This window comes from Woeseia sp. D3-10 (assembly GCF_055809415.1).
The window spans coordinates 494,169-506,590 of record NZ_JBVVTW010000007.1 but is presented as its reverse complement, the minus strand read 5'-3'; the positions used below and the strand labels follow the sequence as shown (position 1 = coordinate 506,590).

Genomic DNA, 12,422 nt, shown 5'->3' with positions numbered 1-12,422 from the left:
GTTTCGATTAGTAATATGACCGGAAACGCGCTCACGAATTCCTTCGTGAGCGGCGTCTGTGGCGCAGTGACACCGGTGGGATTGAGCCCCGTCTGGCGGTGGAACAGACCGCCTAGGCTACCCTAGCAGGACCGAAAATGCAGTGCCGTCTACCCTTGATTTAGCGGGGCTAATCAGCTAGCGATAGTCTGCGAATGCGGGTCAATGGGAGGGTCGCAGTGCCGCGCACATACGGTTAGAATACGCGCCTCGCACGGTCGGCCGCCAGCAACGCGTCGCCCGCCAGATGTGAACGCCATGCGAGAGCCGCGAAGACCGGGAGAGGTGGCAGAGTGGTCGAATGTGCCTGACTCGAAATCAGGTGTACGGTTGTACCGTACCGTGGGTTCGAATCCCACCCTCTCCGCCATCTTCAGGAATGCGTAAATTTGATTGAGACGAGCGGTCACTTACTCTCAGTGTAAGACCGGGTGAGGTTCTCAGTTCGACGCCATTCCAGCGACAAAAACGGCGGGAAAACTGCATGCTCTTGAAGACGCCAAAATAAACAGCACGATTGACACAATCTCGCGGTTCGAAATCATCGTACTTTGGCAGGGTATGCCCGCCCAGCTGGGGTCGGCCGGGTCCGCGTCATCGAAGTCAGGGGGATAGATTGCCGAAACGCGAATTTCGTCGTTTCGCAACTCATGACGCAGTTTGTCGCTGAATCCGGACTGGCCGTGTTTGGCGGCAAAAAAAGGCGCCGAACCACCGCTGTGGTAATTGCCGAAAATTGCCGATGTCGAAACGATGGTAATGATATCGGCGGCCGCTGATTGTCGGAGTGCGGGCAGCAACTTTTTTGTCAGCAGAATGGTCCCGGTTACGGCGGCTGCCACAGTAGCGACAATGTCATCGTCGGACAGATCGACCAGGTTGCCAGTCGACCACGGCGCTCCGTTGTTTATCAACACATCGACAATCGCATTACCATTGAGCACTTCTTCGCTAGCGGTGTGAACGCTCGCTGGACTCGCCAGATCACACGCCACGGCGAGAGGGTTTCGTTCGGTTCTTGCACTGATCGTAGCTGCGACCTCATCGAGGGCCAACTTATCCCGGCCAAGGAGCACGGTATCCGCCCCGTGATCTGCGGTAACGATGGCTAGCGCGCGGCCCAAGCCGCGACCAGCGCCTGAAATTGCAACGCGTTTGCCGCGCAAAAACTGATCAGCATTTTCTGGTTTGTAGTCCACGATATTCGAACGCCTCGTTGCAGATTCCGCTACCCGGTTCATTGAGTTATCAATCCGGGCATTCCGATTTAAGCTTTGCTGCCGGCAAACTGAGGTGCAGCAGAATGTAACAAGCACCGGCAGCAATGATCGAGCCCAGCAGTATGCCCAACCGGTCGCCGCCATAGTACTGGCCACCACCGTGTTCGAAGGCCAGTCCCGCAATAAACAAGCTCATTGTGAAACCAATGCCACAGGCAAACGATATGCCAAGCAGCTGCCACCAATTCACGTTAGTCGGCAGGCGCACTATTCGTAACGCGACAGCCAGGCTGACAAAAAACATGATGCCCAGCGGCTTGCCCAGGACCAGTCCCGCAATTATGCCCAGAGTTACGGGGTGAAGGACGGTGTCGATCGACAGGCCAGACAGTGAGAGGCCAGCATTGGCGAACGCGAATATCGGCAGAATCGCGAAGGCAACCGGCCCGTGGAGATCGTGTTCCAGTTCTCGCAGTGGCGAGCCGCCCGAGTTGTCGCGCATCGGTACGCAGAGTGCAACCAGTACGCCGGCAAGTGTCGCGTGTACGCCGGACTTGAGCACAGCCACCCACAAGACGACACCAATCAGCACGTAGGCCGATACACGTGTGACGCCGAGCCGGTTCATTGCCAGTGCGGCAGTTAGTGCGATTGCGCCGGTGATCAACGCGAACAAGGATAAGTCGCCGGAATAGAACAGCGCAATGACTACAATCGCCGCAAGATCGTCAAAGATGGCCAGCGTCAGCAGGAATACCTTGAGTGCGGTTGGGACTCGACTGCCGAAAGTGCCCAGCAGTGCGAGGGCGAATGCAATGTCGGTCGCCATCGGTATGGCCCACCCTCCGAGCGCTACCGGGTCGCTGTAGTTGAGAGCAACGTAAATGCCCGCTGGCACCAGCATCCCACCCAATGCACCCATTGCGGGCAGCACTACCTGCGACACCGACGACAGTTCGCCTTCCACTACTTCGCGTTTGATCTCCAGGCCGATCAAGAAAAAGAACACGGCCATCAGGCCGTCATTGATCCAGAGCAAGAGAGGTTTGTTGATGATCAGCGCGCCGACCTGAACGGCGACCGTGGTGCTGAGTAAGGAATCGTAAGTTGCTGCTAAGGGGGAGTTGGCAATGAGCATGGCCAATACCGCCGCAGCGAGTAGCAGAAGACCACTTGCCGACTCGAGCTGCATAAATTCACGCAGGGCAGACATGACTTTTTCGGATGGGGCAGATCGAGAATCGGGCATCGAATTCCTTAGGCAGAAATACAAAGATCGTCAGCTTAGCAAAACGAGATTGGCTGGTCCTAGCAGTATTGGGCGGGGCGACGGTCGCAAACAGTCGAGTGTCGCTCCCGGGTTACCTATACCGTGGCCGCGAGTCCATCACCGGATGTCGCCCCATCGCTGATTCTGCTCCGCCAGTCCGGGGCTGGTTCGCAGAACGACGGCAGGTTGTTGTTATTCGATCTGGGGGAGAAGCTCCGACCGCAGCATACGCTGCATGGGTGTCGAACAGTTTGCAGTGAACAAGGTATTTAGTTACCGCGGCAGCAAAGTTTTCGGTAGGATGCGGCATTTTTGGAAGCAATAAGAACAATAGGAGTAGTCTGTGAGCGCTAGCCGCAATCAAGGTTTATTGAACGCTGTTTTGAGCCCTTTTCATATAGCGATCCAGGTCCGCGACATTTCCGAAGCTCGGGATTTTTACGGCGTATACATGGGACTGCCGGAAGGCAGGAGTGATGAGACGTGGATCGACTTCAATATGTACGGCCATCAGTTTGTGGTGCACCTGAATACATCGTTGGGTAAAGACGGCAGCGTGGGCAATATCAAGAATCCGGTCGACGGTCAGGGCGTACCGGTACCGCATTGCGGCGTAGTCCTTCCCTTCCCTGAATGGCATGAGCTGGCGAAGAAATTGCGCGACGCCAAACAGGAATTCATTATCGAACCCTATGTTCGATTCGAGGGAGAGCCAGGGGAGCAGGGCACCATGTTTTTTTGCGACCCGTCGGGAAATGCTCTCGAGTTCAAAGCTTTTAAGGATGTCGAGTCTGAATTGTTCGCCAAATAGGGTGCTTGAGGTTGCCATTTACGCAGGCTGCATACCTGTATAAACATAGCAACACCATTGGCAGACAACGAGCATGTTACGGCAGGAATCCGCCGCGTGTTCTGATGACTGGCGGACCGGTGAGCTCCGGTCCGCCAGTTAGTCTCTCGTTCATGATCGCCCAGACCCCGGGATGTTCATAAGGTCTCTTGTAAATACAGAAGCGCGGCCGATTACATGATTGCTGAATCTCGTTCTCTCGCGCGACATTCGGAACGTTCAGTCTATGCACTGGTCCCAGTCAGTTGTGTCTTGCAGCAGTTTTCCTTACCCTGTTTTTATGAAGCCTTCAGCCGCTGTTGTCCTGTTGTTGATTCTGCTCAGCGTGCCTGCGGCAGGGCTCGCTGATGTTGCAGGCTTATGTTTTTCCGTTGAGGACGGGTGGTCTGCGTCCCAGATGGGAAACATGGATCACAGCATGCATGACATGGGCGCTATGGATCACGAACAAAATGCGCCAGCGCTGGATGACAGCCCGTGCTGTGAATCATGCGTTGCCTTATGTGCCACGTCCGTGACTCCCACGGCGCCCAGCATTGCGGCCAATCTGACCCTGCCGGCCGGACTTGAGGTGACCGTTCACCCCTTCGTAAAACGCGCGCCGCCAGCGCCGTACTCCGGACCGCTCTTCCGACCTCCAATCGCTTCTTGCTGATCCGGCACCTTCGGGTTGCCGCTCGGTTGCTCTGTTTGATCTGACAGGGCGTATGCACCTATTTGCCGGCGCTCTGGCTTGATGTCGGGCCCGCAAGCAGCAGGAAGTACTTCAATGATTGACCCAAAACCAATCGGCGCAACGCGACGCCGGTTCCTCCGCTATGCGGCAGCCACCGGCAGCACAGCTTTGCTTGACGCCCTGGTCCCCGTCTGGGCGCGCAATATGAATGTTCTGCATCAGCAGGACGGCCCCGGCAGCGAGCCGCTGGTTTTCGACCTGCGCATCGCCGCGCAGCGCATGGAGATTGCCGGCGGTACCGGCAATGCCATGACCATCAACAACAGCATTCCCGGCCCGTTGCTGGAATGGTACGAGGGACAGGACGTTGTGCTTAACGTCAGCAATGCGCTGCGCGATGACACGTCCATACACTGGCACGGCATCATTCTGCCGTTCGAAATGGATGGTGTGCCCGGTGTTACTTTTCAGGGCATCAAGCCGGACACGACGTTTCAGTACCGTTTCCCGGTGCGGCAGAACGGCAGTTACTGGTATCACAGCCACTCCGGATTGCAGGAGCAGGTTGGTGTGTACGGCCCTCTGGTGATTCATCCGCAGGATCCGGACCCCGTTCAGTATGACCGCGACTATGTCGTGATGCTTTCGGACTGGACGTTCGATGATCCGCACCGTGTTATGGGTCGCCTGAAAAAGATGGGTGACTACTACAACTATCAACAGCGGACATTAGGAGACGTGCTCAACCCGGCGAGCGGGACTCGACGGGATGCGTTGCGGACCAAACTGGCGTGGGACCGAATGCGAATGATGCAGTCTGATATCGCCGATGTGGGCGCAACCGCCTATACCTTTTTGATGAACGGCCTGCACCCCGCCGGTAACTGGACCGGCGTGTTTAGGCCGGGTGAACGAGTACGGCTGCGTTTTATCAACGGTTCGGCAATGTCCATATTCAATATTCGTATCCCGGGTTTGGCTATGCAGGTCGTAGCCGCCGACGGGCAGAATATTCAGCCGGTCGAAACTGACGAATTTCAAATATCCACGGCGGAAACCTACGACGTGATTGTCACGCCAACGGAAAACCGTGCATTCACAGTGATGGCCGAGTCCATAGACCGCAGCGGTTTCGCTGCCGGCACACTGGCACCCCGACAAGGGCTTCGCGCGGCTATACCAGCACTGAGAAAACCGCCGAAACTGTCAATGATTGACATGGGCATGGATCACGGCGACATGGATATGGGTGAACCGACCGGCGACGACAGCAAAAAAAATGGCCCGGATCACAGCACGATGGATCACGGTGCGATGAACCACGAAAGCATGTCCAAGGGTGAGGCCGGTATGGCGGGCATGGATTACAGCACGATGGATCACGGTGCGATGAACCACGGAAACATGCCCAAGGATGATGCCGGTATGACAGGCGTGGACCACAGCACGATGGATCACGTTGCGATGAACCACGGAAGCATGCCCCAGGGCGATGCCCGTATGGCAGGCATGGATCACAGCAGCATGGGACATGATGGTCATGACATGGGCGGCGCCGCTGGTCCCGTCATAGCGCGACACGGTCCAGATCAGCACGGCGCTGGCAATGCGGGCGTTGCCGCGGTGCAAAGAAATCGTCTCGGCGAGCGCGGCACCGGATTAACGGACATCGAGCACCGGGTACTCGTCTACACCGATCTAAAGCGTCTGGCCCATGACTACGACGACCGGCCGGTGGATCGTGAGCTGGAGCTGCACCTTACCGGACACATGGAACGGTACATGTGGTCATTTGACGGTGTGCAGTTTCACGAAGTGGATGGACCGATTGAGTTCAACTACGGCGAACGATTGCGGCTGACACTCGTGAACGACACGATGATGAACCATCCCATACACCTGCACGGCATGTGGCTGGAAATTGAGAACGGTCACGGCCGCGAGATTCCGCGCAAACACACAATCAACGTGATGCCCGCTTCGCGGGTTTCGATGTTGATTAATGCCGACGCGAAGGGTCGTTGGGCGTTTCACTGTCATCTCCTCTACCACATGGAGATGGGCATGTTTCGTGTTGTACGGGTGAGTTGAGGTGATAAAGATGAAGAACCGACAATGGTTGCCAGTAACCGTACTATTACTGGCGTCTGCCGCCCATGCTGACCGTACCGCCGGAACGCCCGACCACTGGGGCCCGCCGATGCATACGCCAGGCCCGTACTGGAAGGTAGTAGGCGACCGCCTGGAAAGCGGCTTTGCCGATGGCGACGATAGTTATGCCTGGGAAGCGCAGGGCTGGTACGGGTATGACTTCAATCGTTTGCGCTGGAAAACAGAAGGAGAAGGCGTGTCCGGCAGTTCCCCGGAGCACGCCGAATTGCAGCTGCTGTTCAGTCGTTTGTTCGCGCCTTACTGGGAATGGCAACTTGGCGTACGGCACGATTTCAAACCCAACGATGGTCGCAGTTTCCTTGTGGCGGGTATTCAAGGCGTTGCACCGTACGAGTTCGAAATTGACGCAGCCACGTTTGTCAGTGAGGACGGTGACATTTCCTTGCGCTTTGAAGCGGAATACGAACTGTTACTGACCCAACGCTGGGTTCTGCAACCCAGCCTTGCTGTGGATGCCGCGCTGAGTGACGCACCGGAAGCCGGAATTGCCAGCGGCGTAAACAGCAGCGAACTCGGTTTGCGGTTGCGTTACGAGGTGCGTCGTGAGTTCGCGCCTTACGTGGGACTGAAATGGAAGCAGAGTTACGGCAACACGGCTGACATCCTGCGCGCTGCCGGTGAGGAGACGTCGGTTACGTCGTTGGTTGCGGGCTTGCGGTTCTGGTTCTGACGGCGCTGCTGTATAGATAGCGGTTCGGCCTGTCACGGTTTGAGAACCTCGGTTGCGAGGCTTATTGGCAAATTGGTCCAGACAGAGGCGTGGTTCGTATCACAAACGGTTCTGATTGCTGCAACGCATTGGCTCAGCGCTGTGTCGCCAAGTCGTCCTGCCGGCGCCTTTGATGTACTCCGGAACGCACCCAGCATGCTGGGTGTGGTCCGGGACGACCGTGGTGTTCCTCACAGTCGTTGTGCACTGAGCGTGCTGGCGGGCCTGCGACGATTGAGAGTAACCCGTGGCCGGCCGCGGTGAATCGGCAATTGTGCAGCCTCACAACAGAGTCAGCCTGTGTTTGAAGACTCAGGTGATAGCGGCGGTTCTTGGGTAGGTGCTCGGGGACTATTCTACGACGATAAACTGGAATTACTTGGCGTGAACTCAGTCGTTCTCCTGGGGTTTCTGGTCCACCCTCAGCCTTGTATTTTCACGCTGAAACAATTCACGAATTACGGCTCCATCGGAAGGTTCTTCTTCCAGCGTTTCCGGGTTCCACTGGCTTCGTTTCGTGTCAAAGAAATCACCACCGTAGATGTGAATGCCGCCCGTGAAGCGCTGCAGTGGATTGGTAACCGAATGCATCGCGTCGGGCGCCAGCATGGCGGTGTCTTTTGCGAACAGGGCATCGGCGCCGCATGCCTTGATTCCGTCAGTAGTTCGCTTCCAGAAAATGTTGTCTTCCCGTCCAGTGTAGATACCGATGTTTGCCCACATCAGGTGATTGTGCGGCATGAGATTCATTTGCGGAGTCCATGTGGCAGCGAATATCGTCAACGTTGGGGAACGTAGCAGCACATTCAGTCCGGCCTCGGTTGGTTCGCCGAGCGCAGCAAGGACGTCACGGGGAGTAGAGACCGCTTTGGCGAGTACTTCATTGACCGCAGATTGAGCGTCGTCGTCATCATTTGCGGCGATGCAGTCTGCAACAAAACGGTCGATATCCATGTTCTTTAATTCCTGTGAAGCTGATTCAGTTCGAGCCTGCAAATTTCAGGGTTGGTGACAGCGGTTGCTTCCATGTGAACTGTACGGTCGCGCACGTTGACATTTCCTGCACATGCCTTCTTTACGTTACCTGCCATGGCAACTTGCTGACTACAAATCTGTTGATCGAATAGTAGCAGCGGCTTAGCTTTGGTGCGTTCAAAGCGGCACGACCGACTAAGGCATTGCTATTGGTTCAAGCAAACGGCGATAAGTACAAACTCTCTTTCACTTCTTCCATGACGACGTAACTGCGCGACTCCGCGGCGGCAGGTAGTTCGTTCAGGATAGCGCCCAACAAGCGGCGGTAGTCGGTCATTTCGGTGATACGGGCCTTGATCAGGTAATCGAACTCCCCCGACACCAGGTGGCATTCCATGACCTCCGGCACGTTGGCCAGCTTCCGGCCGACTGTGTCAAATGTATTCGCGGACTTGGCAGCCAGTTTGAACTCTACGAACACCAGCATCGGTTTGCCGAGCGCGCGCGGGTCAACGCGAGCGTAGTAGCCGGTAATGACGCCGTCACGCTCCAGACGCCGTACACGCTCCGTGCAAGGGGTTGCCGACAGGCCAATCCGGTCAGCCAGCTCCGTCATTGTGATGCGGCCATCGTGCTGGAGGACATCGAGGATACGGCGGTCGGTTCTGTCCAGTTCGCGCATTTCACTACTCGCAGTCGAGAATCAGGGGTTGGACGAAAGAATTCACTGGGAAGCTATCACAAATAGACGAAAAACACTGCTATGAAGTGAATAAACTGCCTGTTTTCAACAGTATAGTAGTGGATTGCCCGACATGCATGTAATCGTACTTGGCAGCGGTGTTATCGGCACGACCACCGCGTGGTACTTAGCGGAACAAGGCGCACGAGTGACCGTGCTTGATCGCAAACCGGCGGCTGGCATGGGTGCCAGCTTCGCTAACGCGGGCCAGGTATCGCCGGGCTATTCGACGCCGTGGGCGGCGCCCTGTATTCCGCTGAAAGCAGTGAAATGGCTCATGCAGCGGCACGCGCCGTTGTCCATACGCCCGGACGGGTCGTTGTTCCAGCTGCAGTGGATGTTGCAAATGCTGTTGAACTGCAATGCGGATCGCTACGCAGTGAACAAGGAACGTATGTTGCGTGTGTCGGCCTTCAGTCGCGATTGCCTGATCGAGCTGCGGGAGACACTGGGGCTGGACTACGAACAGCGTAGTCGCGGGCTCACACAATTGTTCCGCAGCGAAGCGCAGTTCGAAGCGGCCGTGCGTGATATCGATGTGCTGGAAGCCTGTGGCATTGCGTACGAATTGCTGGAGGGCGACAAGCTCGGGGTTGCTGAACCGGCGTTGAGCCGGGCAGGGCAGAAGCTGGCCGGTGGCTTGCGCTTGCCCAATGACGAGACCGGCGATTGCCATAGCTTCACGACTCAACTTGCCGAGCAGGCCCGGGCTGCTGGAGTCGATTTCAAGTTCGGTGTCGACATAGACCGGTTACAGATCGACGACGGTCAGGTGAAAGGTGTGCGGGTCAGTATCGATGGTCAGGAAGAGCAGCTCGATGCAGACCGTTACGTCATCGCATTGGGCAGTCAGTCGCGAAGCATTGCGAAAAGCGTTGGACTTGATCTTCCGGTTTATCCGGTCAAAGGCTATTCACTGACGGTGCCGCTGCTGGACGCTGATGCCGCGCCGGTCTCAACGGTGCTGGATGAGACTTACAAGGTTGCTGTGACCCGTTTTAATAACCGTGTGCGCGTAGGCGGTATGGCGGAGCTTGCAGGCTACGGCATGCAATTGAACCCGCGCCGGCGGGAAACACTGGAAATGGTGCTGGACGACTTGTTTCCCGGCTGCGGCGATTTTTCGCAGGGCGAGTTCTGGACCGGACTGCGGCCAATGACGCCCGATTCAACTCCCGTTATCGGCGCGACGGCTGTTCCCGGCGTATACCTGAACACCGGTCATGGCACGCTGGGCTGGACGATGGCCTGCGGTTCAGCAAAGTTGCTGTCGGATATTGTTGTTGGCAAACGGCCAGCTATTCGTTCTGACGATCTGGGTCTTGATCGTTATCGACGCCGGTCTTATCGCCGACCGCGTGAATGGAGTCCGACACCCGCCTGAGTTGCTGAGTGGTCAGGACGGTGTTGTTCGGCCGGGCTTGCTCAGCCGAACAACCGACCGTGCTCAATTTTCAAACACCGGTCCATGATCACTTCTATACCCGCATCCTCTGCCTTCCTCGCGGCGTATACGTCGCTGACACCCAGTTGCAACCATAGGAACGCCGGCGGCTTTGACAATGCCAGTATCTCGTCGACGATTTCGGCTACCGCGTCAGATCGGCGAAAAACATCAACCATCTGGAATTCGTCGGGAATATCGGCAAGGGCTGCATAGACGCGCTCACCAAGGATGGTTTGATCAGATTCCAGCGTCGGGTTTACCGGAATGACCCGGTAGCCCTTTTGTTGCAGATAGCGCATGACGCGATGGCTGTCGCGATTGCCGCGCGGGCTGGCACCGAGCATGGCAATCGTGTCGGTGTCATCGAGTATTCGTCGAAGATCGTTGTCGTTGTATTCTTCCTGTGCGCTGCTCATAAGTTTTTCCTGACGGGAATTGAAACGCGCCTCGCGCTTTTTTGCACCACCAATGCAGGCGGGCAATCGAAGGCTGCGTCTATGTTACCAATATCGCAGCGCTACTTCGCCATTCAGGAAATGTTGTAAGTGAGGGGCGAGCGCAGGCAAAGGTCATTGCGCGGGTACTGTCAGTAAACGCAGACCTTGCTCGTCCTGTCATGCGGTTCGTCTGACCGAACACCGTGAACCGGCCGCGGCCGTCGACGAATGAGGCGGGTAGTACCCCTTTTACCGCGCCCGACAACCATTGTCAGCGAGCGTAATACGCACTGCACAGTCGCGCGCAAAGTACGAGCGGGACGCTGTGGAACCGGGACGATAAAGGCCGACAAGAGGCAGAAGTGGCCGTCATGCCGACCGGCTTGCGACGCGAATCCAGCTGCAAAACGCCTGAATTCAGGCCAGCTGGCGCTGTCGATTTTTTGAGCCAGGCGATGAACTGGGCCGCCGTGCCAGCTGCTGCCGTTTGCAACGCGGGTAAAGGCTACTATCATGCAGGGCCCTGAATTAACAACAGGTTACCGGGGTCGATACTATGCCGGGATTGTATTTTGAAGAGTTTGAGGTTGGTCGGGTTTTCGAGCACCCGATCCGCCGAACGATTACTGAAGCAGACAACGTCTGGTTCAGCGCGCTGACGCATAATCCGCAGCCACTGCACATCGATGCAGAATTCTGCAAGGCCACGGAGTTCGGTCGGCCGCTGGTCAATAGCTGTTTGACCCTGTCATTCATGGTGGGCATCTCCGTCAATGACACGACGCTGGGTACGACGGTCGCGAATCTTGGCTGGGATGACGTCAAATTTCCGAAGCCGCTGTTTCATGGCGACACCATCCATATTCAAACCGAAGTGCTTGAATTGCGGGAAAGCAAATCACGCCCGAACAATGGCATTGTCGTGTTCGAGCATCGCGCTTTCAATCAGCAGGATGAGCTGGTTGGAGTCTGCAAACGTTCTGCGCTGATGTTGCGGAAGCCGTAGTGAACCGCAGCTACCTTTTTGTGCCGGGCGACAGCGAGCGCAAGCTCGCTAAGGCACGTGACAGCAGCGCTGATGCGTTGATCGTCGATCTTGAAGATTCTGTCGCGATTGCCGAGCGTCCTGCCGCGCGTCGATTGGTTGGTGAGTTTCTTGCCGAAGGTGCGGTGCCGGAATTGTGGCTGCGAATCAACCCGCTGGATACCGAAGATGCGTTGCTCGACTTACGCGCGGCATTCCCTGCAGCGCCGTGCGGCATCGTGTTGCCGAAAGCGAACGGTGCGTCAGACATAGCTCGATTGGATGAATTGCTCAACGGCTTCGAAGCAGAGCACGGCATACCGATGGGGCAGACGAGAATAATGCCGCTGGTCACCGAACGGCCGGAGGCGTTGTTTCGTTTGCATGAATACGCAGGGACCAGCGATAGACTCGCCGCTATGAGTTGGGGTGCCGAGGATCTCAGTGCAGCGCTCGGTGCAACTCGGAATCGTGACGAAAACGGGCATTGGTTGGCACCGTACGAGCTGGCGCGGAGTTTGTGCCTGTTTGCGGCTGCAGCCGCAGGCATCGACGCAGTCGATACCGTGTTTACCAATTTTCGTGATGAGTCCGCGCTTGCCGCTTATGCCGCCGCCGCTCGCCGTGACGGCTTCAGCAGCATGTTGGCGATTCATCCCGCGCAAGTGACCACGATCAATTCAGCGTTTACGCCGAGCCGTGAAGACATCGAGCGAGCGAAGCGCATCGTGGCATTGTTTGCCGCGTCCCCGGATGCCGGCGTGCTGGGTCTTGACGGCGAGATGCTGGACAGGCCGCACTTGCTTCAGGCCGAGCGTCTGCTGCGGGTCGCGAGCAAGCTCGACTGATACTCTTTGTGAA

11 protein-coding genes and 1 tRNA gene are annotated in these 12,422 nt (G+C 56.8%); 7 read left to right on the top strand and 5 right to left on the bottom strand.

From position 1 onward, the window contains the following. The first annotated feature begins 318 nt into the window (after nt 1-318). A tRNA-Ser gene (locus AC0L8N_RS03020) sits at nt 319-409 on the top strand. A gap of 70 nt (nt 410-479) precedes the next feature. On the opposite strand, the gene AC0L8N_RS03015 is transcribed toward AC0L8N_RS03020, so the two are convergent. Both AC0L8N_RS03015 and nhaA read right to left on the bottom strand, forming a co-directional pair. Continuing rightward, entirely contained in the window at nt 480-1,238 is a 759-nt protein-coding gene (locus tag AC0L8N_RS03015; protein ID WP_473666097.1) for an SDR family NAD(P)-dependent oxidoreductase, read from the bottom strand. 49 nt (nt 1,239-1,287) lie between these two features. Then, nucleotides 1,288-2,508, bottom strand: coding sequence for a Na+/H+ antiporter NhaA (nhaA, locus tag AC0L8N_RS03010; RefSeq protein ID WP_473666096.1), 1,221 nt, complete (start codon nt 2,506-2,508; stop codon nt 1,288-1,290). A 364-nt stretch (nt 2,509-2,872) separates the two neighbouring features. Here nhaA and AC0L8N_RS03005 point away from each other — a divergent pair, with 364 nt between their 5' ends. From AC0L8N_RS03005 to AC0L8N_RS02995, 3 genes are all read left to right on the top strand, one after another. Beyond that, nucleotides 2,873-3,340 (top strand): VOC family protein, encoded by a 468-nt coding sequence (locus AC0L8N_RS03005; RefSeq protein WP_473666095.1) that lies wholly within the window; start codon nt 2,873-2,875, stop codon nt 3,338-3,340. Nucleotides 3,341-4,148: 808 nt separating this feature from the next. Continuing rightward, nucleotides 4,149-6,146, top strand: coding sequence for a copper resistance system multicopper oxidase (locus AC0L8N_RS03000; RefSeq protein ID WP_473666094.1), 1,998 nt, complete (start codon nt 4,149-4,151; stop codon nt 6,144-6,146). Nucleotides 6,147-6,156: 10 nt separating this feature from the next. Then, nucleotides 6,157-6,897 (top strand): copper resistance protein B, encoded by a 741-nt coding sequence (locus AC0L8N_RS02995; RefSeq protein ID WP_473666093.1) that lies wholly within the window; start codon nt 6,157-6,159, stop codon nt 6,895-6,897. 429 nt (nt 6,898-7,326) lie between these two features. On the opposite strand, the gene AC0L8N_RS02990 is transcribed toward AC0L8N_RS02995, so the two are convergent. Together AC0L8N_RS02990 and AC0L8N_RS02985 are read right to left on the bottom strand one after the other, a co-directional pair. After that, nucleotides 7,327-7,890: a hypothetical protein gene (locus tag AC0L8N_RS02990; protein ID WP_473666091.1), complete on the bottom strand. Its 564-nt coding sequence runs from the start codon at nt 7,888-7,890 to the stop codon at nt 7,327-7,329. 235 nt (nt 7,891-8,125) lie between these two features. Further along, nucleotides 8,126-8,593: a winged helix-turn-helix transcriptional regulator gene (locus AC0L8N_RS02985; RefSeq protein WP_473666090.1), complete on the bottom strand. Its 468-nt coding sequence runs from the start codon at nt 8,591-8,593 to the stop codon at nt 8,126-8,128. Between the two features lie 133 nt (nt 8,594-8,726). Between AC0L8N_RS02985 and AC0L8N_RS02980 the strand changes: the two genes are divergently transcribed. Further along, nucleotides 8,727-10,037 carry a D-amino acid dehydrogenase gene (locus AC0L8N_RS02980; protein ID WP_473666089.1) on the top strand — a complete coding sequence of 437 codons (1,311 nt, stop codon included), beginning with the start codon at nt 8,727-8,729 and terminating at the stop codon, nt 10,035-10,037. Nucleotides 10,038-10,078: 41 nt separating this feature from the next. On the opposite strand, the gene AC0L8N_RS02975 is transcribed toward AC0L8N_RS02980, so the two are convergent. Next, nucleotides 10,079-10,516: a CoA-binding protein gene (locus AC0L8N_RS02975; RefSeq protein ID WP_473666088.1), complete on the bottom strand. Its 438-nt coding sequence runs from the start codon at nt 10,514-10,516 to the stop codon at nt 10,079-10,081. Between the two features lie 577 nt (nt 10,517-11,093). Here AC0L8N_RS02975 and AC0L8N_RS02970 point away from each other — a divergent pair. Together AC0L8N_RS02970 and AC0L8N_RS02965 are read left to right on the top strand one after the other, a co-directional pair. Then, a complete protein-coding gene (locus AC0L8N_RS02970) occupies nt 11,094-11,543 on the top strand; it encodes a MaoC family dehydratase (RefSeq protein ID WP_473666087.1) in 450 nt (149 codons plus the stop codon). Next, on the top strand, nt 11,543-12,409 hold the full coding sequence (locus tag AC0L8N_RS02965; protein WP_473666086.1) for an HpcH/HpaI aldolase/citrate lyase family protein: 867 nt from the start codon (nt 11,543-11,545) through the stop codon (nt 12,407-12,409). The genes AC0L8N_RS02970 and AC0L8N_RS02965 overlap by 1 nt, the downstream gene beginning before the upstream one ends. Nucleotides 12,410-12,422 lie beyond the last annotated feature (13 nt).